Genomic DNA, 25694 nt, shown 5'->3' on the forward strand with positions numbered 1-25694 from the left:
GGTTTCCTCAGGAGCGGGCGTTCCAGGCGGCCAGCGTGTCTTGCAGGCTGGCGGCGCGCGGGGGGCGGGGCTGCTCGGGCACGCTGCGCGAAAAACGCGGCGCCGGCGCGGGCTGGAGCACGCCACCGGCCTCGGTGAACGTGGCGCGCGCGCGGTTGTGGGCGTGCTGGGGCGCCTCGTCCCAGTCGAGCACGGGGGCGAAGCAGGCATCGCTGCCTTCCAGCAGCTCGCACCACTGCTGGCGCGTGCGCGTGCGGAACACGTCGGCCAGGCGCAGCTTGAGCAGGGGCCAGCGTGCGGCGTCCAGTTGCGCGTCGAACAGCGGGTCCTGTATGCCGCAGCGCTGGCGCAGCTCGGCGTAGAACTGCGGCTCGATGGCGCCTATGGCGATGTATTTGCCGTCGGCGCAGGCATAGGTGTCATAGAAGTGCGCGCCGCCGTCCAGCAGGTTCTCTCCGCGCTGGTTGCTCCACTGGCCCTTGGCCTTGAAGCCGTACATGAAGGCCGACAGCAGGGCCGTGCCATCGGTCATGGCCGCGTCGATGACCTGGCCCCGGCCGCTGCGCCCGGCCTCGTGCAGGGCGGCCAGCAGGCCCACGGCCAGCAGCATGCCGCCGCCGCCGAAGTCGCCCACGTAGTTGAGCGGCGGCACGGGAGCCTCGCCCGCGCGGCCGATGGCGTGCAGCGCGCCGGAGATGGCGATGTAGTTGATGTCATGCCCCGCCGCATTCGCCAGCGGCCCGTGCTGGCCCCAGCCCGTCATGCGGCCGTAGACCAGGCGCGGGTTGCGCGCCAGGCAGGGCTCGGGCCCCAGGCCCAGGCGCTCCATCACGCCGGGCCGAAAGCCCTCGATGAGCAGATCGGCGCGTGCGATCAGCGCCAGGGCCGAGGCCTGGCCTTCCTCGCCGCGCAGGTCGATCTCGACCTGGCTGCGGCTGCGCGTGGTGATGTCCTGTGCATCGACCGGCGTGCCGGGCCGCGCGATGCGCAGCACCTCGGCACCCATGTCGGCCAGCAGCATGGCGCAGAACGGCCCCGGGCCCAGGCCCGCGAACTCGACAACGCGCACGCCTTCAAGCGGTCCTGGCATGGAGGTCTCCTTTCAGGCCGTGGGCAGTGGATGGTTCTTGTACTGCTCGCGCAACTTCGTTTTCAGCAGCTTGCCGGTGGCCGTGTGCGGCAGCTCGGCCACCTGCAGCACGTCGTCGGGCAGCCACCATTTGGCGATGCGCGTGGACAGGAAGTCGAGCATGGACTCGCGGCTGACGCTGTGGCCTGCGCGCGGCACCACCAGCAGCAGCGGCCGCTCCTGCCACTTGGGATGGGCCACGCCTATGATGGCGGCCTCGGCCACGCCGGGATGGCCCATGGCGGCGTTCTCCACGTCGATGGAGGAAATCCACTCGCCGCCCGACTTGATCACGTCCTTGGCGCGGTCCACCAGCTGCAGGAAGCCGTCGGCATCGATGGTGGCCACGTCGCCCGTGGTGAAGAAGCCTTCCTCATCGACGGGCGAGCCGCCTTCGCCCTTGAAGTAGCCGCTGGCGATCCAGGGGCCGCGCACGCGCAGGTGTCCCCGGGCCTGGCCGTCCCAGGGCTGGGGCCGGCCGTCGTCGTCCACGATCTTGAGGTCCACGCCCCAGACGCCGCGCCCCTGCTTGAGCTTGACCTTGACCAGTTCCTCGCCCGACAGCGCGTCGTGCCGGGGCAGCAGCTTGCTGACCACGCCGATGGGGCTGGTCTCGGTCATGCCCCAGCCCTGCACGACCTGGGCGCCGAACTGGTCCTCGAAGCGCTCCAGCATGGCGCGCGGCACGGCCGCGCCGCCGATGCCTATGCTCTTGACGCCCAGCGCGCGCGGGTCGATGTCGGGATGCGCATCCAGGTACTGGAACAGCATCAGCCACACGGTGGGCACGCCCTGCGAGAAGGTGACCTTCTCGTCGCGCATGAGCTCGTAGACGCTCTGGCCGTCCAGGTGCGGGCCGGGCAGCACCAGCCGTGCGCCGGCCATGGCCGCCGCATAGGGCGTGCCCCAGGCGTTGGCATGGAACATGGGCACGATGAGCATCACGGTCTCGCTCGCGTTCAGGCCGAAGGTGTCGGGCGCCAGCTCCATCAGCGTGTGCAGCACGGTGGAGCGGTGCGAGTACAGCACGCCCTTGGGGTGGCCCGTGGTGCCCGAGGTGTAGCACAGCGAGGAGGCCGTGCGCTCGTCGAACTCGGGCCAGTCGAAGTCCTCGCTCTGGTTGCCCACCAGCTCGTCCCAGCAGTGCAGGCCGGGCAGGTCCAGCGCGGGCATGTGCTCGCGCGAACTCATGCAGACATAGGTGGTGACGGTCTTCAGATGCGGTGCGAGCTTTTCCACCAGCGGCGCGAAGGTCACGTCGAAGAACAGCACCCGGTCCTCGGCATGGTTGGCGATGTATTCGATCTGCTCGGGAAACAGGCGCGGGTTGATGGTGTGCAGCACCGCGCCGCTGCCCGAGACGCCGAAGTACAGCGCCAGGTGGCGCCAGCTGTTCCAGGCCAGCGTGCCCACGCGTTCGCCAGGCTGCACGCCCAGTGACTGCAGGGCGTTGGCCACCTGGCAGGAGGCGCGGCGCATGCCGGCCCAGTCGGTGCGGTGCAGCCCACCGTCCCGGGTTTCCGGCAGGCGCGAGACGATCTCGGTGTGCGGATGAAAGCGCGCCGCATGCTCGATCAGCGACGAGATCATGAGCGGGCGGTCCTGCATCAGTCCTTGCAAGGCGGGCATGGGGTGTCTCCTGTCGTTGTCCTGAAGGCCGGGGTCACTGCACGGGCGCGTAGCGGCTGCCGTCGAAGCGCACGAGCTGCATCTTCTTGATGGGGAAGAAATCGTCCCCACCGGTCTGCAGGCTGATGCCCGGGTAGAGCATGGGCAGGTCCATCTTCAGGCTGGCGGCCTGCTTCATGATGTTCGCGCGCGTGAGCTCGTCGCCGGCCTGCCTGAGCACCTGCACCAGGGTCTGGGCCTGGGAGTAGCCGATGACGTTGAGCGAATCGTTGGGGTCGCCGGCCGGGTAGAACTGCTTCATGAAGGCCAGGTAGCCGGCCAGCTCGGGCGTGCCCTGGTTGCTGGGGTCCGAGGGCTCGCGCAGGTAGCTGGCCGTCATCACGCCGCGCGCGTTGTCCAGGCCCGCGGGCTTGAGCACCGAGCTGATGGACAGCGAGACGCTGACCAGGTAGTGCGCAGGCTTCCAGCCGATGTCGGCGGCCTTGCGTATGGACTGGGCCGCGAACTTGGGCGTGCTGATGTTGATGAAGGTGTCCGCCCCCGAGCCCTTGAGCGCCACCATCTGGCTGTCCACCGTGGGGTCGCCGACCTCGTAGGTCTGCTGCACGACGATGCGCTGCTTGGCCTGCTCGCCGAAGCCGTCGAGCACGCCCTTGAGGTAGTCCTTGCCGAAGTCGTCGTTCTGCATCAGGACGGCCACCTTGGCCTGGGGCCGCGTGGCCAGGATGTGCTGGGCGAAGGTGCGGCCTTCGAGCTGGTAGGTGGGCTGCCAGCCCATGGTCCAGGGGAAGTTCTTCGGATCGCCCCAGCGCGTGGCGCCCGTGGAGACGAACAGCTGGGGCACCTTGCGCTGGTTCATGTAGCGATGCACGGCCTGGTTGTGCGAGGTGCCCAGCGCGCCGAACATCAGCAGCACGCCGTCGCGCTCGACCAGCTTGCGCGTCTGCTCCACGCTCTGGGCGGGGTTGTAGGCGTCGTCGGCGGAGAGGTAGGTGATCTTGCGGCCGTTGATGCCGCCCTCGGCATTGATCTTGGCGAAGTAGGCCGCATGGGCCTTGCCTATGGTTCCGTAGGCCGACACGGGACCCGAGTAGGGCACGAAGTTGCCGATGCGGATCTCGGTGTCGCTGGCGCCGGTGTCGTACTTCTTCTGGGCCTGGGCCTGGGTCTGGGCCTGGGCCTGGGCTGGCGCCTGGGTGATGGCCGGCAGGGCCAGCGCCAGGCAGGCGATCAGGGCCCAGGGGCCCCGGGCGATGGTGTTGCGCATGGTTGTCTCCTGGCTTGCGGGCGCCGTGCCCGCTTTTCTTGTGGTGGCCGGTCCATGGTAGGAACCGGCCCGGCGCGCGCCCATCGTCGATTCCGACGAATGCATGTGCAGGCGCAGCAAGGTGCGTCGGGAAGGCGTGGGGGGAAGGCGCGGCGGTCAGCCCGGCTGGCGTGGCGCGAACACGGGTTCGCGCTTTTGCATGAAGGCCTGCACGCCTTCCATGAAGGCTGGCGCGCCCACCAGCTCGCGCTGGCGTTCGGCCTCGTAGTGAAGCTGCTGCTCCAGCGTGGAAGCGGCTGCGTGGTCCAGCGCGCGGCGGGCTTCCAGCACGGCGCCGGCCGGCAGCCGCGCCAGGCGGGCGGCCGTGGCCAGGGCCTGTTCGCGCAGGGCCTCGTCGTCCACGCAGGCCCAGACCAGGCCCCAGTCGGCAGCCTGCTGCGCGCCCAGCCTGTCGCCCAGCAGGGACAGGCCCAGAGCGCGCGCACGGCCCAGCCGGCGCTCGATGAACCAGGTGGTGCCCAGGTCCGGCACGATGCCCAGGCGCGGCAGGAAAGGCAGGTAGAAGTAGGCCGAGCGCGCCGCCAGCGCCACGTCGCCGGCCAGGGCCAGGCCCACGCCGGCCCCGGCTGCCGCGCCGTTGATGGCGCAGACCACGGGCACGGGCAACTGCTGCAGGTCCAGGATGAGGCGGTTGGACAGCTGGTGCATGTTGTCGGCCGTCTGCGCGCCCAGCGTGCGGCCATCGGCCTGGGCCCCGCCTTGTGCCCCGCCTTGCGCCCCGCCCATGGACGACAGGTCCGCGCCCACGCAAAACCCCCGGCCCTCGGCGGTGAGCACCAGGGCGCGGAGGGAGGTGTCCTCGCGCATCTCGGCCAGCAGTTCGCGCAGCCGCAGCTGCAAGGGCCTGCCCAGCGGATTCATGCGGGCGCTGTCCTGGAGGACGATGAGGGCGATCTCGCCGTTGTTGCCGTTGTCGCCGTGGCGTTCCATGCGGACGGCCGGACTGGAATTCATGGGGGGCTCCTGTGGGTGGGGATGGAAAGTCAGGCACGCGGCCGCTGCAGGGGCAGGCGCCGGCCCGGCCGGCCCAGCCGGTGCAGCAGGCCCATCACGCCGCCGGGCATGGCGAACATGAAGACGATGAGCACGGTGCCGTAGACGGCCCAGGGCGCGGCCTTGGACACCTGCTCGACCAGCCCCGGGATGAACATGATGAACAGGGCGCCGAACAGCGCGCCCCACAGCGTTCCCACGCCGCCCACCACCACGCCCACCAGCAGCGAAATGGACAGGAACATGGTGAAGGAGTCGGGCGCCACGAACTGCACGGCAATGGCCGACAGCGCGCCGCCCACGCCCGTGTAGCCGGCCGAAATCGCAAAGGCCATGGACTTGCAGTGCGCGTTGTCCACGCCCATGGCCTCGGCCGCCATGGCGTGGTCGCGGATGGCGCGCAGCGCCAGGCCGCTGCTGCTGTCTATGAGGTTGCGCGCCATCCAGAACAGCAGCGCCGCCACGGCCAATGCATAGAGGTAGAACCACTGGTCGGCATCCAGCGGCAGGCCCCAGGGCGCCTCGGGCTTGGTCAGCACGATGCCGCCCACGCCGCCGGTCCAGGCCTCCAGGTGGCGGTACTTGAGCAGCTGGGGCATGGCCACGCCCAGCGCAAAGGTGGCCAGCGCCAGGTACAGCCCTTCCAGCCTGAGCGCGGGCCGCCCGAACAGGTAGCCCGCCGCCAGGCTCACCAGGCCCGCTGCAGGCACGGCCAGCCAGTAGGCCAGGCCCGCGCGGTCCATCAGGATGCCGGCCGCATAGGCGCCTATGGCGAAGAAGGCGCCATGGCCCAGCGAGATCTGGCCGCTGTAGCCCGTGAGGATGTTCAGCCCCACCAGGGCCACGGCATAGGCCAGCACCATGGTGGCCTGGAACAGCTGGTAGCCCTTGGCCACGAAGACCAGCGAGCAGGCCGCCAGCGCCAGCGCCGCGATCAGTACCGTGCCCAGGGGCAGGGGGCGGCGCGCGCTGGTGGCGGCGACCAGTGCGTCAGACGAGGAGGCGGATCGTGTGGACATCATTGTTCTCCAGGGCGTTTGGCACAAAACTGGCGTGGCCCAAAAGCGAGGGACACCGAGCAAGGGCCTAAGCCGGCCGCGCCGCCCCGCCGCGAGGGTGTCTTCCCCCTCCCGCGTAGCGAGAGAGGGGGCGCCGTGCAACAGGAAGCGGCGTAGCCGCTCAGGGAGGGCATTGTTCAAACCCTCCTGACGACTTTGCGGCCCATCAGCCCGGCCGGCCGCACGATGAGCACGCCCACGATCAGCACCAGGGCCACCGAGAGCTTGAGTTCGGTGCCGACCACGTAGCTGCCCACCAGGTTTTCGAGCACGCCCACGATGAAGCCGCCCAGCACGGCGCCCGCGGGGCTGTCGATGCCGCCCAGCAGCGCGCCCGCAAAGGCATACAGCAGCACGCCGCTCATCATGTGCGGATCGAGGAAGACCACGGGCGCCACCATCATCCCGGCCACCGCGCCGATGGCGCCGGCCAGGCCCCAGCCCAGCATCAGCATGCGCCCCACGGAGATGCCCACCAGGCGCGAGGAGGCCGGGTTCTGCGCGGCCGCGCGCATGGCCAGCCCCAGCGGCGTGAGCCGGAAGAAGGCAAACAGCAGGGCCACGATGGCCAGGGCCACGAAGATGGTGCCCACCTCGTGGGCCGACATCAGGGCGCTGCCATACCAGGCGTCGGCCGGGAACGGGCTGGGAAACTCCTTGATGGTGTAGCCGAAGATCCAGCCGGCCAGGCTGTGGAAGACGATCAGCAGGCCGATGAAGACCACCACCTGGGCCAGGTCCGCCGCCTTGTGCATGGGGCGGATGATGGCGAACTCCACCGCCGCGCCCAGCACGAAGGACAGCGCCACCGTGGCCAGGAAGGCCCACCAGTACGGCAGCCCCGCCTGCAGCAGCGCCCAGGCGATGAAGGTGGAGAACATGGCCATCTCGCCCTGCGCGAAATTGATGTGGTGCGTGGCCTGGTAGATCATGACCAGGGCCAGCGCCACGGTGGCGTAGATGCCGCCCGTGGCCAGGCCGGCCAGCAACTGGTGGATGAAGGCGTCCATGGCCGCTACTCCCCGAGATAGGCCTGGCGTACCGCATCGTTGCGGCGCATGGCTTCGCTGGGGCCGTGCAGCACGATGCGGCCGGTCTCCAGCAGGTAGGCGCTGTGCGCCAGCTCCAGCGCCAGGCGCGCGTTCTGCTCCACAAGAAGAATGGTCGTGCCCTGCTCGGCGTTGATGCGCCGCAGGATGCCGAAGATGTCGCGCACCACCAGCGGCGCCAGGCCGAAGGAGGGCTCGTCCAGCAGCAGCAGGCGCGGGCGGCCCATGAGGGCGCGGCCTATGGCCAGCATCTGCTGCTCGCCGCCCGACAGCGTGCCGGCCTGCTGGGTGCGGCGCTCGCGCAGGCGGGGGAAGTAGCCGAACATGCGCTCCATATCGCCGGCCACGTCGGCGCGGGCCGCCCGCGTGGGGCGCGCCTGCGCGCCCAGGCGCAGGTTGTCCTCGGCGCTGAGCTGGGCGAAGGTGCCGCGCCCGTCGGGCACATGGCCCACGCCCTGGCGCGCGATGCGCTCGGTGCTGTGCCGGTCTATGCGTTCGCCGGCCAGGCGCACCTCGCCGCTTGTGTCCACCAGGTGGCGGCAGATGGCGCGCAGCGTGGTGGTCTTGCCCGCGCCATTGGCGCCCAGCAGGGCCGTGACGCGGCCTTCGGCCAGGTCCATGTCGATGCCGTCCAGCACGCGCACCGACCCGTAGGCCGCATGCAGTCCGCGGATTTCAAGCAGTGCCGGCATGCGCCACCTCCCTGTCCTGATCCTGCGGCTGCATTTCCGAACCCAGGTAGGCGCGGATGACTTCGGCATGGGCGCGAACCTCGCCCGGCGTGCCTTCGGCGATCTTGCGGCCGAAGTTCAGCGCCACGACCTTGTCGCTCACGCGCATGACCAGGCCCATGTGGTGCTCCACCAGCAGCACGGTCAGCCCCAGCCGGTCGCGCAGCGACAGGATCAGGTCGCCCAGGCCGGCCAGCTCCTCATGGTTGAGGCCGCAGGCCGGCTCGTCCAGCAGCAGCAACTGCGGGCGGCAGGCCAGGGCGCGCGCCAGCTCCACGCGCTTTTGCGTGCCGAAGGGCAGGTCGGCCACGCGGCGCTCTGCCACGCCCGTCAGCTCCAGCAGGGCCATCAGCGATTGCGCCTGGGCGCGGGCTTCTTCCTCGCGCCGGCGCACGCCGGGCAGGCGCAGGGCATCGCGCACAAAGCCGGCGTGCTGGTGGCTGTGCGTGCCCAGGCGCACGTTGTCGGCCACCGTCATGCTGGAAAACAGGGCCAGGTTCTGGAAGGTACGGCCCATGCCCAGCGCGGCCATGCGGTGGCGCGCCAGCGTGGCCAGCGGCTGGCCGCGAAAGCGGATGCGGCCGGCCTGCCAGGCATACAGCCGCGACAGGCAGTTGAACAGGCTGCTCTTGCCTGCGCCGTTGGGGCCGATGAGGCCGCAGATCTGGCCTGCCGCAACATCGAAACTCACGCTGTCCAGCGCGACGATGCCGCCGAAGCGCAGCGAAACGCCTTCGATGCGCAGCAGGGGCTGCGAGTCCTGGCTCATGGCTTTCCCTCCCCCCGATGGTGGGCGACCGGCGCGGGCCGCGCCGGTCGCACGGTGGCATGGCGGCGCCTAAAGACGCTCGATGATGGTGACGTTGGCCATGCCCCCGCCTTCGCACATGGTCTGCAGGCCGTAGCGCCCGCCGCGCGCATGCAGGGCGTGGATCAGCGTGGCCATGAGCTTGGTGCCCGAGGCGCCCAGCGGATGGCCCAGCGCAATGGCGCCGCCGTTGACGTTGAGCCGCGCCGGATCGGCGCCCGTGGCCTGCAGCCAGGCCAGGGGCACGGGGGCGAAGGCCTCGTTGACTTCGTACAGGTCGATGTCGGAGATGCGCATGCCGGCCTTTTTCAGCGCGGCCTGGGTGGCGGGGATGGGGGCCTCCAGCATGATCACGGGGTCATGCCCCAGCAGGCTCATGTGGTGGATGCGCGCCAGCGGCTGCACGCCCAGGGCCTTGAGGCCGCGCTCGCTGACCACCATGACGCCGCTGGCGCCATCGCAGATCTGGCTGGCCGTGGCCGCCGTCACGCAGCCGCCCTCGCGGATGGTCTTGACGCCGGCGATGCCCTCCAGCGTGGCGTTGAAGCGTATGCCTTCATCCACCGTGTGCGGCTGGCCTTCGCCCTCGGCACCGCCTTCGGCGCTGCGCGCCTGCACGGCCAGGATCTCGCGGTCGAAGCGGCCCTCGCGCGCGGCCTGCACGGCGCGCTCATGGCTTTGCAGCGCATAGGCGTCCAGCTGGTCCTTGGCCAGGCCGTACTTGCCGGCCATCATCTCGGCGCCCATGAACTGGCTGAACTCCACGCCCGGGTAGCGCTGCTGCATGGCCGGGCTCATGTACACGCCCAGGCCGGCCTTGGCGGGCAGGGCGTTGGGCGTGCCCATGGGCACGCGCGACATGCTCTCCACGCCTGCGGCGATCACCATGTCCATGCTGCCCGACATCACGGCCTGGGCCGCGAAATGCAGTGCCTGCTGGGACGACCCGCACTGCCGGTCCACCGTGGTGCCCGGCACGGACTCGGGCAGGGACGAGGCCAGCACCGCGTTGCGCGCCACGTTCGTCGCCTGCTGGCCGACCTGGCTGACGCAGCCCATGATCACGTCCTCGACCTGGGCCGGGTCGGCCTGGCTGCGGCGCACCAGCTCGTCCAGCACCTGGGCCGCGAGATCGGCCGGATGCCAGCCCGAGAGCTTTCCGCCGCGCTTGCCGCCCGCCGTGCGCGTGGCGGCGACGATGTATGCCTGTGCCATGGATATGTCTCCTGTTCCTGTATTCCTGGGGGGGATGGTGGCCCGGCCGGCGCGGGCCGGGCATCGTCGCAAGCGACGATTCCGGCCAGGGAAAACGCGGGGACGGTGCCTGCCGTGGTGCCTGGGCGGTACGCCTAACGCGGTGCCATGCGGATGGCGCCGTCCAGGCGCACGCACTCGCCGTTGAAGTAGCCGTTGGTGATCATGGTCTCGGCCAGGTGGGCGTATTCGTCGGGCTGTCCCAGCCGCTTGGGGAAGGGCACGGAGGCGGCCAGCGCGGCCTTCACGTTGTCGGGCGCGCCCTGCAGCAGCGGCGTGTCGAAGATGCCGGGCAGGATGGTGTTCACGCGGATGCCTTCGCCCATGAGGTCGCGCGCGATGGGCAGGGTCATGCCCGTGATGCCGGCCTTGCTGGCCGAGTAGCTGGCCTGGCCCATCTGCCCGTCCTGCGCCGCCACCGAGGCGGTGTTGACGATGGCGCCGCGCTCGCCGTCGGCCAGCGGCTCCAGCGTGAGCATGCCCGCCGCCGACTTGGCGATGCAGCGGAAGGTGCCCACCAGGTTGATCTGGATGATGCGGTCGAAATTGGCCACGGGAAGATGACGGATCTCGCCCGTGGCCTTGTCGCGGCTGGCCGTCTTGACGGCATTGCCCGTGCCCGCGCAGTTGACCAGGATGCGCTCCTGCCCGTGGGCCGCGCGCGCCTGGGCAAAGCCCGCGTCCACGCTGGCCTCGTCGGTCACGTCCACGCGGCAGAACAGGCCGCCTGTCTCGCGCGCCAGCGCCTGCCCGGCCGTCTCGTTGAGGTCGAACAGGGCAACGCGCACGCCTTTTGCGGCCAGGCGGCGCGCGGTGGCCGCGCCCAGGCCCGATGCCCCGCCCGTGACGACGGCGCTGATGCTTGCGTCAAGCTGCATGTGAAGGTCTCCTTGGTTGGTGCGTTGGCGGCACGCCGTTGCCTGTCGCCTTGGATCGGGACAGGGGGCGGTTCGCCACCTATGATCTGCCTTCAAGTCTAGGAATCGCCCCGTCTTGCCGCCATCGTCGAAACCGACGAAAGTGCCCGGTGCCTCACCCCTTCACAGTGCCCCTGCCTGCATGCAGCCCCCAGCGCCCACCCCTTCCTCCGGCCCCGGTCCGGGTTCCGGCTACGTGCCGCAGGCCAAGCTGAGCCCGCCGCGCGCCGCTGCCGCCCAGGTGGCCCGGCTGGCCGTTGCCGCGCGCTGGCCGGAGGCCTTGCGCGCCCGCGTGGTGCTGGTGCGCGCGCCGGCCGGCTTCGGCAAGACCACGGCCATGCGCCAGATGCGCGAGCGCCTGCAGGCGGAGGGCCAGGCCACGGCGTGGCTGACGCTGGATGCCGCCGACAACGATGTCTCGCGCTTTCTGCAGTGCCTGGGCGCGGCCGTGCGCACCCTGGGGGTGGGGCCGTCGCAAGGCGCCGGCGAGTTGTCCCAGGCCCTGCATGCGCTGGCCGGTGAGGGCCGCTCCTTTGCGCTGTTCATCGATGATTTCGAGGTGCTGCACAACGATGCCGTGCTCGGCCTGGTGCGCCAGCTCATGGAGCAGCTGCCCGAGCGCGGGCGCCTGGTCATAGGCTCTCGCGCGCTGCCGGCCCTGGGACTGGGGCGGCTGCGCACCAGTGGCCAGTTGCTGGAGATCGATGCGGCGCTGCTGCGCTTTTCCGTGGGCGAGGCCGAGGAGTTCTTTCGCCTGCGCGGCTGCCCGCTGCCGCGCGAGGCCCTGGCGCGGCTGCTGGACAAGACCGAAGGCTGGATAGGCGCGTTGTGGCTGGCCTCGCTGGCGCTGGAGCGCCATGGCCCGCACAGCGATTTCATCGAGCGCTTCTCGGGCTCGGAGCGCGCCGTGGCCGACTACCTGGCCGAGGATGTGCTGGCCCAGCAGCCCGCGTCCGTGCGCGACTTCCTGCTGCGCACCAGCATCCTGCGCACGCTGGATGCCCAGGTCTGCCAGGCCCTGGTGCCGCGCGCGGACGGCGCCGCCATGCTGCAGGCGCTGGAGCAGGCCCACCTGTTCCTCGTGCCGCTGGCCGACGAGGCGCAGGGTGGCCAGGGAGGGCACAGCTGGCGCTACCACAGCATGTTTGCCGACTTCCTGCGCGCGCAGCTGCTGCGCGAGCAGCCCGGTGAATTGACGCGCCTTCACCTGGCGGCCAGCGGCTGGTACGAATCCTGCGGCCGGCCCGTGCCCGCCATCGAGCATGCGCTGGAAGGCGGCGACCTGCCGCATGCCCTGTCCCTGCTGGCGCGCCATGCCGAGGCGCTGATGGAGCAGGGCCGCATGCGCCTGCTGTCACGCTGGTTCTCGGCCATGCCGGCGCCGCTGATGGTGCGCGAGCCGCTGTTGCAGGCCGTGGCCGCCTATGCCGACTGCTTCACGCGCGGCCCCTGGCAGGCGCAGCAGCGGCTGGACGCCTTGCGGCCCCGCATGGCCGCAGACCCCGCCGCGCAGGCGCTGGTCATGGCCCTGCAGCCGCTGCTGCTGGCCATGATGGACCGCGTGGAAGAGGCGGCGCCCCTGGGCCGCCAGGCGCTGGCCTGCCTGCCCAGCTGCCGGCCGTTCGCGGACAGCTCGCTGACCAATGCCATGGCCTACGTGGTGTCGGTGCTGGGCGATGCCGAGGAGGCCCACCGCCTGCTGGACGCAGCGCGCAGCACCCAGGCCGGCAGCCTGTTCAGCCGCATGTACACCGAGGCCATGGAGGGCGTGCTGGACCTGTCAGGCGGGCGGCTGCGGCAGGCGGCATCGCGCTTTCGCGTGGCGCTGGCCGCCACGCCGCGCAGCGCCTCCTACAACCCCACCAACGGCAATGCCTGGGCCGGCGTGCTGCATGCCGGCGTGCTCTACGAGACCAACGACCTCGATGGCGCCGACCACCTGCTCAACGTCTACCTGCCGCTGGCCCGCGACGTGGGCCTGCCCGACCATGTGATCTCCAGCTACCGCATGCGTGCGCGCATTGCCTTCGTGCGTGGCGATGTGGATGCGGCCTTCGGCCTGCTGACCGAACTGGAGTACCTGGGGCATGAACGCCAGCTGCCCCGCGTGACGGCCAGCGCGCGGCTGGAGCATGCGCGCATCTTCGTGCTGCAGGGCAACCGGGCCGCCGCGTCCGAGGCGCTGGAGCGTGCCGACGATCCCGGCGTATGGCCGCGCGTGGAACGCCTGCGCCTGCCGCCGCACGAGGTGGAGGACATCGCCATCGCCCGGCTGCGCTGGGGGCTGCACTTTGGCGACTGCCGTGCCGTGCGCGATGCCATCGCCCCCTTGCTGGCCGATGCGCAACTGCGCGGGCGCCGCCACCGCAGCCTCAAGCTGCAGGTGCTGTGCGCGCTGGCCGAGGCGGGCTGCGGCGACATGGACGCCGCAGCCGCCATGCTGGCCCAGCCGCTGCGCCACGGGGCCAGCGAAGGCTTTGTGCGCCTGATGCTCGATGAGGGGCCGCTGCTCGCGCCCGTGCTGCAGCGCGTGCTGTCGTCCTCACTATCGCCTTCACAGACGCTTTCACTGTCGCGCCGCACGGAACCGGCGGAGCCGGAGGCGGCCGCCCATGCGCAGCGGCTGCTGTCTGCCCTGGGCGAGCCTGCCGAGCCCGCCGATCCCCCCGAGCTGCAGGCAGCGGATGCTCCCCAGGGCCTGGCGCCGGCCACGGCGCTTGCCGAGCCCCTGACCCGCAAGGAGCTGCGCGTGCTGGAGCTGCTGGCCTCGGGCTACTCCAATGCGGCCATGGCCGAGAAGCTCTTCGTCTCCGACAGCACGGTGCGCACCCACCTGCGCAGCATCAACCTCAAGCTGGGCGCGCGCAGCCGCACCCAGGCCGTGGCGCTGGCGCGGGAGCTGCGGGTTTTGCGCTGAGGGGACAATCGCCTTTTTCGCGTCCACCAGGAATACCGGCATGCACCCCCAGCCGCCCGCTCTCTTCATCCATGGCTTCATCGGCAGCTTCGATGTGGCCTCATTCGATCTGCCGCATGCCGCGCCCCACCTGCTGGGCTATGGCGACTGCAGGGCCGTGGACGCCGGCCGGGTGTCGCTGCCGGCCCAGGTGGAGCACCTGCGCGCCTACATCGACACGCACATGGGTGGCGGCCCTGTCGATCTGGTCGGCCATTCAGTGGGCGGGGCCATTGCCATGCTGTTGGCGCACACGCATCCCGGACGCGTGCGCCGCATCGTCAACGTCGAGGGCAACTTCACGCTGGATGACGCTTTCTGGTCGGCCTCCGTGGGCCGCATGTCCCAGGACGAGGCCGAGGCCATGCTGGCGCGCCTGCGCGCCGAGCCGCTGGCCTGGTTGCGCGGAGCCATTGCCGAGGCGCCTGCGCACATGGCCGCCACCGCTGCCCGCTGGCTGGACCACCAGGATGCCGGCACGCTGCGGGCCATGGGACGCTCCGTCATCGATGTGACGGGCGATGCCGGCTACCTGCCCATGCTGTGCGAGGTCTTCGAGCGGCGTCCCGTGTACCTGCTGGCTGGCGAACGCTCGCGCGCAGGCTGGAACGTACCGGACTGGGCTCTCACGCAGTGCGCAGGCCAGGCCACACTGGCTGGCTGCGGCCACATGCTGGCCGCCGAGCGGCCCGAAGTGTTTGCGCAGGCAATTCGCGGTTTTCTGCGCTGAAGAGAGCCTGGCTCGCGTGGCTGTCTTCGCCACTGAGTTTCAGGCTTCTAACCCGCATTGCCCAGCGTGCGCGCATAGGTCAGGAACACTTCATCACGCACCCAGCCCAGCGACTCGTACAGCGCCTGGGCGCGCAGGTTGTTGCGTGCCGTGGTCAGGTCCATGCGTGCATGGCCCGTGGCGCGTGCATGGGCTTCGGCCGCCAGCAGCAGGGCGCGGCCCACGCCCAGGCGGCGCGCATCGGGCGCCACGAAGAGGTCGTAGAGCACGTAGATGGGCGCGGCCAGTACAGAGCAGAACGAGGGATAGAGCTGGCAAAAGCCCAGGGCCCTGCCGTCCGGTCGGCGGGCCAGCAGGATCACGGATTCGCCGCGCTCCAGCCGCGCCGTGATGAAGGCCAGCGCCGCGTCGGCATCCGCAGGTTGCTCGTAGAACTGGCGGTAGGCATCGAACAGCGGGGCGATCAGCGCGGCGTCTTCGGGGATGGCGGTGTGTATGGCTGTGGAGTTCATCGGTGGTCCGGGGCGGAGGTTGCCAGCATGGCGCAGGGCAAGGATGCCGTGCTCATATCTTTGCTGAATCTCTCCATTTGGAGATGTGATTTGACCTGGATCATGGACAGGCGGAACACTCCCGGCCCATGTCCGAACAAAAGATCGAGTTCTACAAGGGGGCCGCTGGCGGCTGGGGCGCACTGCGCAGCGTGAGCCAGGCCCTGATGCGCCAGGATATCGCCGTCAAGGGCGCCAAGACCCTGCTGTCGGCCAACCAGCCCGACGGCTTCGACTGCCCGGGCTGCGCCTGGCCCGACCGCAACCACCATTCCACCTTCGAGTTCTGCGAGAACGGCGCCAAGGCCGTGGCGGCCGAGGCCACGGCGCGCCGCGTGACGCCCGAATTCTTTGCCCGGCACACGGTGGCCGAGCTCATGGCGCAAAGCGATTTCTGGCTGGAGGACCAGGGCCGGCTCACCGAACCCATGGTGTATGACGCGGCCAGCGACCGCTACCGGCCGATCGCCTGGGACGACGCCTTTGCGCTGATTGCCCGCCACCTGAACGCGCTGCCCGACCCTGACCAGGCCATCTTCTACACCTCGGGCCGCGCCAGCAACGAGGCGGCTTTTCTCTACCAGCTGTTCGTGCGCGCCTACGGCACGAACAATTTCCCCGACTGCTCCAACATGTGCCACGAGCCCAGCGGCAGCGGCATGAAGCCGCAGATCGGCGTGGGCAAGGGCACGGTGCAGCTGGCCGATTTCGAGCAGGCCGATGCCATCTTCATCTTCGGCCAGAACCCCGGCACCAACCACCCGCGCATGCTGGGCGAGCTGCGCGCAGCCCACAAGCGCGGTGCGCGCATCCTGAGCTTCAACCCGCTGCGCGAGCGCGGGCTGGAGCGCTTCCAGGACCCGCAAAGCAAGCTGGAGATGGCCACCCTGGGCGCCACGCCCATCAGCACGCACTACTTCCAACTGCGCGTGGGCGGCGACATCGCGGCCGTCAAGGGCATCATGAAGCATGTGATCGCGCAGGACGATGCACTGGGGCATGGGTGCGGCGGCGTGCTGGACCATGCCTTCATCGCTGAACACACCACCGGCTTCGAGGCCCTGGCCGAGGACCTGCGTGCCGAGGACTGGGGCCTGCTGGAGGCCGAGTCCGGCCTGAGCCGCGCGCAGATGCAGACGGCGGCCGAGGTCTACATCGCCGCCCGCAGCACCATCGTCTGCTGGGGCATGGGCATCACGCAGCACATGCATTCGGTGGCCGCCGTGCAGATGCTGGTCAACCTGCTGCTGCTGCGCGGCAACATAGGCCGCCCCGGCGCAGGTGCCTGCCCGGTGCGCGGCCACAGCAATGTGCAGGGCGACCGCAGCATGGGCATCTGGGAGAAGCCGCCGGCCGCGCTGCTGGACCGGCTGCAGCAGGTCTTCGGCTTCGAGCCGCCGCGTGCCAACGGCGTGGACGTGGTCGAGTCCATCCGCCTCATGCTCGAAGGCAGGGGCAAGGTCTTCTTTGCGCTGGGCGGCAACTTCGCGGCGGCCACGCCCGACACGCATGCCACTTGGCAGGCACTGCGCCGCTGCGACCTGACCGTGCATGTGACCACCAAGCTCAACCGCAGCCACCTGGTGCACGGCCGCGAGGCGCTGATCCTGCCCTGCCTGGGCCGCACCGAGATCGACATGCAGGCCACCGGGCCGCAGGGCGTGACGGTGGAGGACTCCATGGGCATGGTCCATATCTCCAGCGGCATCAACCCGCCTGCGTCGGAGCACCTGCTCAGCGAGATCGCCATCGTCGCGCGCCTGGCCGCTGCCACGCTGGGCGCGCAGCGGCCCGTGCCCTGGCTGGAGCTGGCTGGCGACTATGCACGCATACGCGAGCTGATCGAGCAGGTCTTCGACGACTTCCACGACTTCAACGCGCGCGTGGCCGTGCCGGGCGGCTTCAAGCTGCGCAATGCGGCGAGCGAACGCATCTGGGAGACGCCCCGGGGCAAGGCCGGCTTCTTCGTGCACGCCGTGCCGCGCGACACGCCCGTGCACCGCGCGCGCGCCGCGCGCAGCCCCGGCGCATCGCCGGTGTTCACGCTGTTCACCACGCGCTCGCACGACCAGTACAACACCACCATCTATGGCATGGACGACCGCTACCGCGGCGTCTTCGGACAGCGCCGCGTGGTCTTCATCCATGCCGAGGACATCCGCGCCCTGGGCATGAAGGATGGCGACTGGGTGGACCTGCAGACGGTGTGGGATGACGGCCAGCAGCGCAGCGCCGAGCGCTTCAGGCTCGTGGCCTACGACATTCCGCGCGGCTGCATCGCTGCCTACTATCCGGAGACCAATCCGCTGGTGCCGCTGTCGGCTACGGCCATCGTGGCGGGCACGCCCAGCTCCAAGTCCATTCCCGTGCAGCTGGTGGCGCACAGGCTGCCTGCCGTGCCGTCTCCCGCGCTGGAAGAAATGGCGGCCTGAAGTGCAAGGCATGGAAGAACTGGCCGCCGCCATCCTGCGCGAATTGGCCACCGAGCCCGCACCCATGTCCCTGCCCAGGCTGGGCAAGCGACTGGGGCAGGGCGCCAGCGTGCTCATGCGCTGCCTGGCGCTGATGGGCGATGCGCCCATTGCCGGCACACCGGGGCCGGGCTGGGTCAGGCTGGAGCAGGAAGAGGGGCGGTGGCTGGCGGCCCTGACGGAGCGCGGGCGCTTGTGGGTGGAGGCCGAAGCCTGTCAGGCGCTGGCCGAGGGCACGGGCCGCGTGCGGTAGAACTGCATCGGAAACTCCTGCATTTCCTTGGCGTGCTGGTTGATCACCGCGCGCTTCATCTTGCCCACCACGTGCATTTCGCAGGGCTTGCAGTCGAAGCGCAGCGTGAGTTTTTCCTTGCCGTTGATCAGCTGCAGCGGCTCGGCCTTGATGGTGCCCTTGACGCCGATGACGCCCTTGGCCTGCTTGGGGCACAGACTCATGGAAAAGCGCACGCAATGCTTGGTGATCATCAGGCTGACTTCGCCTTCTTCTTCCTTGCTCTCGTAGGCCGCGTCCATGACCTTGACGCCGTGCTTGATGTAGAAGTCGTGTGCCTTCTGGTTGTAGACGTTGGCCAGATAGGTCAGCGTGTCCTCGGGGAAGGGCACGGGCGGCTCCACGGGCAGGGCGCGCGGCAGGCGCACGAAGCCGGCCTGGCGCGCGGCCTCCAGCGCGGCGACGGCGTCGCGGCGCAGCTGGTTCAGGGCCGAGGCCGGCACGAACCAGGGCTGGCTCAGCTGCAGGCCGATGTCATGCACGGAGAAGATGGTGGCGCCGAAGCGGCCCAGCTGCTCGCGCAGCGTGGCCTCGGCACGGGCTGCGTCGGTGGCGGCCTGGTGTTCCTGCGCGATGGAGGCAGTGGCGGTGAAGCCGTCCTCGTCGGTCAGCGTGAGCGCAAAGCCGTCGGGCGTTTCCTTGAGTTCGGCCCACAGGCCGATGCGGCGGTCGCTGGACTTCTTGTCCAGCGTGCGCACCCAGGCCATGTCGCGGTTTCGGTTGACCTCCAGGCCCTTGCGCAGGTCCTTGAAGCCGGCGATGGGGTCCTTGGGGAACAGGCGCCACAGCGACTTCTTCGCATCCACCGACTCGGCGCGGTTGATCTGTAGGCCCACCAGTTCCTTTTGCAGGTCGTAGTAGCACAGGCCGTCGCCGTTGTGCAGTTCGGTGTCGCGGCTCGAGGTCTCGATCTCCACGAAGTTCTCGCCCACCTTGGTGACCCAGCCGATGGCGCGGCCCGGCGTCTTGGGCGTGTCGAAGGCGCCGATGTCTTCCTTGCGGCCATTGACGAAGTAGTCGGTGAACTCGCGGTTGAAGTTCTGGTCGGGGTCGGGCGTGAAGCTGAACGTGGTGCTGCCCGAGGATGAGCGCGCCAGGGGCGTGTCGGAGAACTCGCGCTCCTCGATGATTTCGTCCAGCAGCTTGCGGTAATGGGCCGTGATGTTCTTCACGTAGCCCATGTCCTTGTAGCGGCCCTCGATCTTGAAGCTGCGCACGCCGGCGTCGATCAGGGCGCGCAGGTTGTCGCTCTGGTTGTTGTCCTTCATGGACAGCACGTGCTTTTCGTGGGCGATGATGCGGCCGCTGGCGTCCAGCACCTCGTAGGGCAGGCGGCAGGCCTGGTTGCAGTCGCCGCGGTTGGCGCTGCGGCCCGTGTGGGCGTGGGTGATGTAGCACTGGCCCGAGTAGGCCACGCACAGCGCGCCGTGCACGAAGAATTCGATGGTGGTGCGCGCCGGGTCGGTGGCCGCGCGCACGGCGGCGATCTGCTGCAGGTCCAGCTCGCGCGCAACGACGATCTGCGACAGGCCGGCGTCCTGCAGGAAGCGCGCCTTCTCGGGCGTGCGGATGTCGGTCTGGGTGCTGGCGTGCAGCTGGATGGGCGGCAGGTCCAGCTCCAGCAGGCCCATGTCCTGGATGATCAGCGCGTCGGCACCGGCCTCGTAGATCTGCCAGGCCATCTTGCGCGCGGCCTCCAGTTCATCGTCGCGCAGGATGGTGTTGAGCGTGATGAAGATACGGCTGCCGAAGCGGTGCGCGTGGTTGATCAGGCGCTGCAGGTCGCGGATGTCGTTGCCCGCCGTGGCTCGTGCGCCGAAGGCCGGGCCGCCGATGTAGACGGCGTCGGCGCCATGGTTCACGGCCTCGATGCCGATGTCGGCATCGCGCGCGGGTGACAGGAGTTCGAGCTGGTGGGGCAGGAGGGACATGGGGCTTTGTGGTGTTCTGTGTTCGTACCCGCACCGGCGTGGGGGCCGGGCGTCGGGCGCAATGCGGGGGAAACTGGCCCCCACGCTACCCTTGCTGCGCAAGGTCCGCTGCCCCCCAAGGGGGCCGCTTTTTGTCTTGGGGCGGCCCGGCGACAAAAAAAGGCCCCCACTCTTGGGGCGGTCCGGCGACGAAAACCTCGCAGCCCGCTTGCGGTGAGGCGCAGCATTATCGCCGCAGCCCCGAAAAAACGCGCGCCAGGGGGTATGCGCCCGATGCCCTGGCGGGCGGCGCCGGTTTTTGCCTATCCTTTAGGATGCGCACTGCACGGGCCAGGCCGCCATGCCGGATACCCCGGCCCGTGCCTGCCCCGCCCCGGGCCTGATGCGCGCTTTCTGCGCCAGGCCTTGCCCGGCCGGGCAGCGCCCGAGTGGGCCACGCCGCAGCGGATTTCGTTTGCCAGGGCGCCTGTTTCACAGATTGACCGTTTTTTCCAGGAGTTGCCATGCACGCCTCGATTCGCCATTTCCCGTGGGCCGGCCCGGCCCTGCTGTGCACCCTGCTGGGCAGCGGCGGCCTGGCCTGGGCGCTGCCGGGAAGCGGCCCGGCCAACGGGCAGTCGGCAGGGGCTTCCGCTGCGGCGGCTGCACCCGGTGCGGCCGCTGCACCTGCTGCACCCAGTTCAGCCGATGCGCCCCTGGTGGTGCGCATTGCTCATGCGGGGCCGGTGTCCGGCCCCATCGCCAGCCTGGGCAAGGATGAGGAAAACGGCGTGCGCATGGCCCTGGACGATCTCAACGCCAAGGGGCTGGAGATCGGCGGGCGCAAGCTGCGCTGGAAGCTGGAGGCCGGCGACGATGGCGGCGACCCCGGCCAGGCCGTGGCCCTGGCCCGGCGCCTGTGCGACAAGAAGGTGGCGGCCGTGGTCGGCCACCTGCAGTCGGGCACCACGCTGCCGGCCACATCCATCTACCACGACTGCGGCATCGTCATGGTCACGCCCGCAGCCAGCAACCCGGCCATCACCCAGGCGGGCTACGACACCACCTACCGCGTGATCGCCGACGACCGCGCCATGGTCGATGCGCTGGTCGCGCACGCCGTGGGCAAGCTGGGCGTCAAGCGCGCGGCCATCATCGATGACCGCTCGGCCTACGGCCAGGGCATCGTGGCGCTGTTCGAGGCCGAGGCGCGCGAGCAGGGCATCGAGATCGTGGACAAGCAGTTCACCGGCGACAAGGCCACCGACTTCGTGCCCATCCTCACGGCCATCAAGGGCAAGAAGCCGGACGCCATCTTCTTCGGCGGCCTGGACGCCCAGGCCGGCCCCATGCTCAGGCAGATGGCCCAGCTGGCCATGGACAAGGTGCGCCTGCTGGGCGGCGACGGCCTGTGCACGCTGCGCCTGCCCGAGCTGGCGGGCAACACGTCCCCGCTGCGCAATGTGACCTGCGCCGTGGGCGGCAGCCCGCTGGAGCGCATGCCGGGCGGCGCTGCCTGGAAGCAGCGCTACGACCAGCGCTTTCCCGACCAGTACCAGGTCTTCAGCCCCTACGCCTACGACGCCACCATGGTGCTGGCCCAGGCCATGGTGCGGGCCGACTCCATCCGGCCCGACGCCTATATCCCCTATCTGCGCCAGACCCGGCATGACGGCGTGACGGCGCCGATTGCCTTCACGCCCCAGGGCGAACTGCAGGCGCCGGTCGTCACGCTCTACCACTATGCGCAGGGCGTGCGCAAGCCGCTGCCCTGACCCCCTGTCGCCCGGACACTGTGACACCTTGACTGCCGAGCACCGTCCACTGCCGCAGGCCGACGACGAGGCCTGGATGCGCGCCGCCCTGGAGCTGGCGCGTGCCGCCGCCCAGGCGGGCGAGGTGCCCGTGGGCGCCATCATCGTCAAGGACGGCGCCATCGTCGGCCAGGGCCGCAATGCGCCCGTGGCCCAGGGCGACCCCACGGCACATGCCGAGGTGCTGGCGCTGCGCGATGCGGCCGCGCGCCTGGGCAACTACCGGCTGGACGATTGCACGCTCTACGTGACCCTGGAGCCTTGCACCATGTGCAGCGGCGCCATGCTGCATGCGCGCCTGGGCCGCGTGGTCTATGGCGCGGCCGAGCCGCGCACGGGCGCGGCCGGATCGGTGCTGGACGTGTTTGCGCTGCCGCAGATCAACCACCACACGCAGGTGACGCGCGGCGTGCTGGCCGGGGAATGCGCGGCCCTGATGTCGGACTTCTTTCGCACGCGCCGCGCCGAGCAGCGCGCGGCCCAGCCGCATCCACTCAAGGACACGTCGCTGCGCCATGCGGATTCCACCTTTGGCGGCTTTGCCCAGCCGCAGTGGCGCAGCGACCTGCCGGCGCTGGCAGGCCTGCGCCTGGCCGTGGTCGATGAAGGACCGCACGATGCGCCGCTGACCTGGCTGTGCCTTCACGGCAGCCCCTCATGGGGCCAGCTGTTCCAGCCCATGCTGCCCGGCTGGCTCCAGGCCGGCCATCGCGTGGTGGTCCCCGACCTGCCGGGCTTTGGCCGCAGCGACCAGCCCAAGAAGGAGAAGGCGCACAGCGCGGCCTGGCATGTGCAAGTGCTGCGCGAGCTGGTGCTGGCGCTGGACCTGCGAAGCATCGTGCTGGTCGGCCATGACGATGGCGCGCGCCTGGGCCTGGCCGTGGCGCAGGCCGAGCCCGCCCGTTTTTGCGGCGCCTGGCTCATGAATGCCTGGCCCGCAGGCCCTGCGCCCGATGCCTGCGTGCAATGGTTTGCGCAGGCGGCGCGCAAGCCGTCATGGCCCGTGGGCCGCGCCATGCCCGAGGTGGGCAGGGAGGCTGGCGCACAGCCGCAGGCCTGGAACCTGCCGTTTTCCCAACCCGGCCACCGCGCCGCGCTGCAGGCCTGGCCCCGGGTGCAGGCCGAAATGCCGGCGCTGCCGATGGAGTTGCTGGTGCAGTGGAGCCAACAGCAGCGCCTGTGGGTGCAGGGCGGCGAGCACGATGCGCTGATGCCCGCGCCCGCATGGCGCCAGGCTTGGCTGCAGGCGCTGCCACAGCTGCCGCCAGCGCAGCTGCGCCTATCCCCGTGCGGCCATTGGGTTCCCCTGTGCGCTGCCGGCATGGTGGCCGACGCTGTGGAATACTTCCGCCCGTAGGCCTGCGCCGCCGGCCCCTTGCCGGGGCTGCGCGGCGGCAGGTCCCCGTCTTCACTCCCCTTGCAATATGGAGCATGCCGGCCAGGGCCGGCATGGAACCACCTTGGCCACTTCGCGCAGTTCCCGCTCTTCCAGCACGCCCGGCACACCCAGCACATCCGGCACGCCCCGCAAAAAGGCAGCCGCCGCCGCGCCTGCACCCGTTGATCATGCGCACGAACATGTGCATTCCGCCGACGGCACCTGCTGTGCCCACGGGCACGAACATCCACATGGCCATGACCGTGCACAGGAGCATTCGCATGCTGCGGCGCATGACCATGGCGCTGCCCACAGCCACGATCACGATCACGGCCATGTGCATGCCGCCGATGGCAGCTGCTGCGGCCATGCACATGACCAGGGTCCGCGCCACATCTATATCTACTCGCCCGCCGGTGCCGTGCGCGACAAGGCCGGCTTCAAGCGCGGCGTGCGCCGCCTGGAGGCCATGGGCCATCAGGTGGAGATCGATGCCGACGCGTTGAGCAGCCACCAGCGCTTTGCAGGCGACGACGCCACGCGCCTGGCGGCCATCGAGCGCGCAGCGGCCAGCGGTGCCGACCTGGCGCTGCCCACGCGCGGCGGCTACGGCCTCACGCGCATCCTGCCGGGCATCAAGTACAAGGCCGTGGCCAAGGCCATCGCAGGCGGCACGCGCTTCGTGGGCCTGAGCGACTTCACGGCGCTGTCGCTGGCCCTGCTGGCCAAGACCGGCGCCACCACCTGGGCCGGCCCGCTGCTGGTGCACGACTTCGGCCGCCCCGACGACGAGGGCGGCGTGGACGACATCATGCTGGACTGCTTCAACGACCTGCTCAGCGGCCAGGGCGAGGGCGCGGGCTGGCAGATGCCGAAGATCGGCCTGCGCGAAGACGGCAAGCCTGCCGTCAAGGATTTCTACATCAGCGGCGGCGCCACGCTGTGGGGCGGCAACCTGGCCGTGCTGGTCTCCCTGCTGGGCACGCCTTACTTCCCGCAGATCAAGGGCGGCATCCTGTTCCTGGAAGATGTGGGCGAGCATCCCTACCGCGTGGAACGCATGCTGACCCAGCTGCTGCATGCCGGCGTGCTGGCCCAGCAAAAGGCCATCGTGTTCGGCCAGTTCAGCGAGTTCAAGCTCAGCTCGCATGACAAGGGCTTCAAGCTGCAGACCGTGATCGACTGGCTGCGCAGCCAGGTCAAGTGCCCCGTGCTGCAGGGCCTGCCCTACGGCCATGTGCCGACCAAGGTGATGCTGCCCGTGGGTGCGCCCGTGTCGCTGTCGGTCGAAGGGCGCGATGCGCTGATCTACTGGGGCCACGTGCACTGAGCGGCAAGGAGCGGACGGCATGCTGCAGATGTGGGAGTTCGCGGCCTACCCGCTGCTGGCGCTGATGTTCGTCGGCATCTTCACGCGCGAGGTGATCGCGCCGGCCTCGCGCAACCATTGCGACCGGCGCTGGCTGATCCTGTCCACGCTGCTGGGCCTGGGCACGCTGGCCACCACCTTGGCGGTAGGCCATCTGTTCTCGGACAGCATCCGCCGCCATGCGCTGCTGGACGTGGGCCGGCAATGGCCGGCCTGGGCCGTGGGCGCGCTGAGCTTTGTGCTGACCAGCTTTGTCTTTTACTGGTGGCACCGCGCCACGCACCGGTCGGACACGCTGTGGCGCCTGTTCCACCAGCTGCACCACAGCGCGCCGCGCGTGGAGGCGCTCACGGCGTTTTTCGCCCATCCCATGGACACGGCGGCCGCCGTGCTGCTGAGCGCGCTGTCCAGCTACTGGGTGCTGGGGGCCAGCCCGCTGGCTGCCGCCTTCGCCATCGGCCTCACGGGGGCGTTCGATCTGTTCCTGCATGCCGACATCCGCACGCCGCGCTGGCTGGGATACATCGTGCAGCGGCCCGAGATGCACACCGTGCACCACCAGTACGGCCACCATGCGCAGAACTACGGCCTGCCCGTCTGGGACCTGCTGTTCGGCACCTGGGCCAATCCGGCCGAGCGGGTGGAGCGCCTGGGCTTTGATGCCGACAAGGCCGAGCGCGTGACCGACATGCTGCGCTGGCAAGACGTGCACAAGCAGAACGCCCCCTGAGGCGCTGCGCGCCTTCCCCCTCTCGCTTCGCGGGGGGGGGCGACAGCCTCGCTGCGGGGCGGCGCGGCCGGCGTAGGCCCTTGCTCGCTGTCCCTTGTTCTTGGCCGCGCCAGTTTTTGAGGCTCTGTACGGTGGCGGTGGGGGCTGACTGCTATTCGAGATACCGGCCGTTTTCCTTGCGGCGGGCGCGCATGCCGGTGCGCAGGAAGAGCACGGTGCCGCCTTGCTCGGCCAGCGGCACGCGCGTGTCGCTGGACAGGTGGGCGTCCAGGCGCTGGGGCAGGTTCTCCAGCAGGGAGTGGATGGCGGACAGGTCGGTGTCGGCGGCCTCGGGGTGGTCGCGCACGAAGCCTTCAAGGTAGGCGCGGGCGTCGGCCTCCAGCTGCTCGCGCGTGGTGGCCAGCGAGACGTAGCTGACGCCGGCCTGGCCCGGCGCCTCGGTGCCCAGCAGGTAGCAGCCGATGTAGTCACCACGGGGCTGGCCCACGGGCGGGTCCTGGGTGAGCTTCTTCAAGAGGCTGAAAGGCCACATTCCACGTACTTCCTGTTTCTGTCGGTTGCCCTGCATCCATGTGTGCAGGGCCGGCAGTGATTGTCG

General features: G+C 70.0%; 21 protein-coding genes. 8 read left to right on the top strand and 13 right to left on the bottom strand.

Going from position 1 to position 25694, the window contains the following annotated elements; all coding sequences use genetic code 11:
* Nucleotides 1-7: 7 nt before the first annotated feature.
* The 10 genes from AC57B5_RS28010 to AC57B5_RS28055 all read right to left on the bottom strand — a co-directional run bounded on the left by AC57B5_RS28010 (nucleotide 8) and on the right by AC57B5_RS28055 (nucleotide 10856).
* A complete protein-coding gene (locus tag AC57B5_RS28010; RefSeq protein WP_099733154.1) occupies nucleotides 8-1090 on the bottom strand; it encodes a CaiB/BaiF CoA transferase family protein in 1083 nt (360 codons plus the stop codon).
* Nucleotides 1091-1102: 12 nt separating this feature from the next.
* Nucleotides 1103-2758 carry a long-chain-fatty-acid--CoA ligase gene (locus AC57B5_RS28015; protein WP_496400726.1) on the bottom strand — a complete coding sequence of 552 codons (1656 nt, stop codon included), beginning with the start codon at nucleotides 2756-2758 and terminating at the stop codon, nucleotides 1103-1105.
* A 34-nt stretch (nucleotides 2759-2792) separates the two neighbouring features.
* A complete protein-coding gene (locus tag AC57B5_RS28020; protein WP_496400727.1) occupies nucleotides 2793-4025 on the bottom strand; it encodes an ABC transporter substrate-binding protein in 1233 nt (410 codons plus the stop codon).
* A 156-nt stretch (nucleotides 4026-4181) separates the two neighbouring features.
* A complete protein-coding gene (locus AC57B5_RS28025; RefSeq protein WP_496400728.1) occupies nucleotides 4182-5039 on the bottom strand; it encodes an enoyl-CoA hydratase-related protein in 858 nt (285 codons plus the stop codon).
* A 29-nt stretch (nucleotides 5040-5068) separates the two neighbouring features.
* Nucleotides 5069-6097: a branched-chain amino acid ABC transporter permease gene (locus tag AC57B5_RS28030; RefSeq protein WP_496400729.1), complete on the bottom strand. Its 1029-nt coding sequence runs from the start codon at nucleotides 6095-6097 to the stop codon at nucleotides 5069-5071.
* 176 nt (nucleotides 6098-6273) lie between these two features.
* The gene (locus tag AC57B5_RS28035) at nucleotides 6274-7146 is read right to left on the bottom strand and encodes a branched-chain amino acid ABC transporter permease (protein ID WP_012206619.1); all 873 of its coding nucleotides are present in this window, start codon (nucleotides 7144-7146) and stop codon (nucleotides 6274-6276) included.
* 5 nt (nucleotides 7147-7151) lie between these two features.
* Nucleotides 7152-7877 (bottom strand): ABC transporter ATP-binding protein, encoded by a 726-nt coding sequence (locus AC57B5_RS28040; protein WP_496400730.1) that lies wholly within the window; start codon nucleotides 7875-7877, stop codon nucleotides 7152-7154.
* The gene (locus tag AC57B5_RS28045; protein ID WP_496400731.1) at nucleotides 7861-8685 is read right to left on the bottom strand and encodes an ABC transporter ATP-binding protein; all 825 of its coding nucleotides are present in this window, start codon (nucleotides 8683-8685) and stop codon (nucleotides 7861-7863) included. The genes AC57B5_RS28040 and AC57B5_RS28045 overlap by 17 nt, the downstream gene beginning before the upstream one ends.
* A gap of 69 nt (nucleotides 8686-8754) precedes the next feature.
* Nucleotides 8755-9939 (bottom strand): acetyl-CoA C-acetyltransferase, encoded by a 1185-nt coding sequence (locus tag AC57B5_RS28050; RefSeq protein WP_012206616.1) that lies wholly within the window; start codon nucleotides 9937-9939, stop codon nucleotides 8755-8757.
* 134 nt (nucleotides 9940-10073) lie between these two features.
* On the bottom strand, nucleotides 10074-10856 hold the full coding sequence (locus tag AC57B5_RS28055; protein ID WP_034395951.1) for an SDR family NAD(P)-dependent oxidoreductase: 783 nt from the start codon (nucleotides 10854-10856) through the stop codon (nucleotides 10074-10076).
* A 181-nt stretch (nucleotides 10857-11037) separates the two neighbouring features.
* Between AC57B5_RS28055 and AC57B5_RS28060 the strand changes: the two genes are divergently transcribed.
* Nucleotides 11038-13812, top strand: coding sequence for a winged helix-turn-helix domain-containing protein (locus AC57B5_RS28060; RefSeq protein ID WP_496400732.1), 2775 nt, complete (start codon nucleotides 11038-11040; stop codon nucleotides 13810-13812).
* 40 nt (nucleotides 13813-13852) lie between these two features.
* A complete protein-coding gene (locus AC57B5_RS28065; protein ID WP_043819670.1) occupies nucleotides 13853-14581 on the top strand; it encodes an alpha/beta fold hydrolase in 729 nt (242 codons plus the stop codon).
* Between the two features lie 47 nt (nucleotides 14582-14628).
* On the opposite strand, the gene AC57B5_RS28070 is transcribed toward AC57B5_RS28065, so the two are convergent.
* Nucleotides 14629-15093 (bottom strand): GNAT family N-acetyltransferase, encoded by a 465-nt coding sequence (locus AC57B5_RS28070; protein ID WP_447915305.1) that lies wholly within the window; start codon nucleotides 15091-15093, stop codon nucleotides 14629-14631.
* A gap of 128 nt (nucleotides 15094-15221) precedes the next feature.
* Here AC57B5_RS28070 and AC57B5_RS28075 point away from each other — a divergent pair, with 128 nt between their 5' ends.
* Both AC57B5_RS28075 and AC57B5_RS28080 read left to right on the top strand, forming a co-directional pair.
* Complete coding sequence (locus AC57B5_RS28075; RefSeq protein WP_496400733.1) at nucleotides 15222-17564, top strand: FdhF/YdeP family oxidoreductase; 2343 nt, start codon at nucleotides 15222-15224, stop codon at nucleotides 17562-17564.
* A gap of 10 nt (nucleotides 17565-17574) precedes the next feature.
* Nucleotides 17575-17856: a hypothetical protein gene (locus tag AC57B5_RS28080; protein ID WP_012206611.1), complete on the top strand. Its 282-nt coding sequence runs from the start codon at nucleotides 17575-17577 to the stop codon at nucleotides 17854-17856.
* Here AC57B5_RS28080 and AC57B5_RS28085 read toward each other — a convergent pair.
* Nucleotides 17820-19826, bottom strand: coding sequence for a peptidase U32 family protein (locus tag AC57B5_RS28085; protein WP_197943911.1), 2007 nt, complete (start codon nucleotides 19824-19826; stop codon nucleotides 17820-17822). The two genes, AC57B5_RS28080 and AC57B5_RS28085, sit on opposite strands and share 37 nt — an antisense overlap.
* A gap of 503 nt (nucleotides 19827-20329) precedes the next feature.
* Between AC57B5_RS28085 and AC57B5_RS28090 the strand changes: the two genes are divergently transcribed.
* From AC57B5_RS28090 to AC57B5_RS28105, 4 genes are all read left to right on the top strand, one after another.
* On the top strand, nucleotides 20330-21580 hold the full coding sequence (locus AC57B5_RS28090) for a branched-chain amino acid ABC transporter substrate-binding protein (protein WP_496400734.1): 1251 nt from the start codon (nucleotides 20330-20332) through the stop codon (nucleotides 21578-21580).
* The gene (gene tadA / locus AC57B5_RS28095) at nucleotides 21549-22976 is read left to right on the top strand and encodes a tRNA adenosine(34) deaminase TadA (protein ID WP_496400735.1); all 1428 of its coding nucleotides are present in this window, start codon (nucleotides 21549-21551) and stop codon (nucleotides 22974-22976) included. Before AC57B5_RS28090 ends, tadA begins: the two co-directional genes overlap by 32 nt.
* 358 nt (nucleotides 22977-23334) lie before the next feature.
* Nucleotides 23335-24327: an LD-carboxypeptidase gene (locus AC57B5_RS28100; protein WP_065348046.1), complete on the top strand. Its 993-nt coding sequence runs from the start codon at nucleotides 23335-23337 to the stop codon at nucleotides 24325-24327.
* A gap of 19 nt (nucleotides 24328-24346) precedes the next feature.
* On the top strand, nucleotides 24347-25096 hold the full coding sequence (locus AC57B5_RS28105) for a sterol desaturase family protein (protein ID WP_197943909.1): 750 nt from the start codon (nucleotides 24347-24349) through the stop codon (nucleotides 25094-25096).
* Between the two features lie 151 nt (nucleotides 25097-25247).
* Here the strand turns inward: AC57B5_RS28105 and AC57B5_RS28110 are convergent, their stop codons facing one another.
* The gene (locus AC57B5_RS28110) at nucleotides 25248-25628 is read right to left on the bottom strand and encodes a hypothetical protein (protein WP_099733165.1); all 381 of its coding nucleotides are present in this window, start codon (nucleotides 25626-25628) and stop codon (nucleotides 25248-25250) included.
* Nucleotides 25629-25694 lie beyond the last annotated feature (66 nt).

The organism is Delftia sp. BGA-UO-ETr-SB1, from assembly GCF_059567865.1.

Excerpts from the sequence above, each read along its gene's own strand:
- AC57B5_RS28010 (WP_099733154.1), bottom strand. The coding sequence starts at position 1,090 with ATGCCAGGACCGCTTGAAGGCGTGCGCGTTGTCGAGTTCGCGGGCCTG.
- AC57B5_RS28015 (WP_496400726.1), bottom strand. The coding sequence starts at position 2,758 with ATGCCCGCCTTGCAAGGACTGATGCAGGACCGCCCGCTCATGATCTCG.
- AC57B5_RS28020 (WP_496400727.1), bottom strand. The coding sequence starts at position 4,025 with ATGCGCAACACCATCGCCCGGGGCCCCTGGGCCCTGATCGCCTGCCTG.
- AC57B5_RS28025 (WP_496400728.1), bottom strand. The coding sequence starts at position 5,039 with ATGAATTCCAGTCCGGCCGTCCGCATGGAACGCCACGGCGACAACGGC.
- AC57B5_RS28030 (WP_496400729.1), bottom strand. The coding sequence starts at position 6,097 with ATGTCCACACGATCCGCCTCCTCGTCTGACGCACTGGTCGCCGCCACC.
- AC57B5_RS28035 (WP_012206619.1), bottom strand. The coding sequence starts at position 7,146 with ATGGACGCCTTCATCCACCAGTTGCTGGCCGGCCTGGCCACGGGCGGC.
- AC57B5_RS28040 (WP_496400730.1), bottom strand. The coding sequence starts at position 7,877 with ATGCCGGCACTGCTTGAAATCCGCGGACTGCATGCGGCCTACGGGTCG.
- AC57B5_RS28045 (WP_496400731.1), bottom strand. The coding sequence starts at position 8,685 with ATGAGCCAGGACTCGCAGCCCCTGCTGCGCATCGAAGGCGTTTCGCTG.
- AC57B5_RS28050 (WP_012206616.1), bottom strand. The coding sequence starts at position 9,939 with ATGGCACAGGCATACATCGTCGCCGCCACGCGCACGGCGGGCGGCAAG.
- AC57B5_RS28055 (WP_034395951.1), bottom strand. The coding sequence starts at position 10,856 with ATGCAGCTTGACGCAAGCATCAGCGCCGTCGTCACGGGCGGGGCATCG.
- AC57B5_RS28060 (WP_496400732.1), top strand. The coding sequence starts at position 11,038 with ATGCAGCCCCCAGCGCCCACCCCTTCCTCCGGCCCCGGTCCGGGTTCC.
- AC57B5_RS28065 (WP_043819670.1), top strand. The coding sequence starts at position 13,853 with ATGCACCCCCAGCCGCCCGCTCTCTTCATCCATGGCTTCATCGGCAGC.
- AC57B5_RS28070 (WP_447915305.1), bottom strand. The coding sequence starts at position 15,093 with ATGAACTCCACAGCCATACACACCGCCATCCCCGAAGACGCCGCGCTG.
- AC57B5_RS28075 (WP_496400733.1), top strand. The coding sequence starts at position 15,222 with ATGTCCGAACAAAAGATCGAGTTCTACAAGGGGGCCGCTGGCGGCTGG.
- AC57B5_RS28080 (WP_012206611.1), top strand. The coding sequence starts at position 17,575 with ATGGAAGAACTGGCCGCCGCCATCCTGCGCGAATTGGCCACCGAGCCC.
- AC57B5_RS28085 (WP_197943911.1), bottom strand. The coding sequence starts at position 19,826 with ATGTCCCTCCTGCCCCACCAGCTCGAACTCCTGTCACCCGCGCGCGAT.
- AC57B5_RS28090 (WP_496400734.1), top strand. The coding sequence starts at position 20,330 with ATGCACGCCTCGATTCGCCATTTCCCGTGGGCCGGCCCGGCCCTGCTG.
- tadA (WP_496400735.1), top strand. The coding sequence starts at position 21,549 with ATGCGCAGGGCGTGCGCAAGCCGCTGCCCTGACCCCCTGTCGCCCGGA.
- AC57B5_RS28105 (WP_197943909.1), top strand. The coding sequence starts at position 24,347 with ATGCTGCAGATGTGGGAGTTCGCGGCCTACCCGCTGCTGGCGCTGATG.
- AC57B5_RS28110 (WP_099733165.1), bottom strand. The coding sequence starts at position 25,628 with ATGTGGCCTTTCAGCCTCTTGAAGAAGCTCACCCAGGACCCGCCCGTG.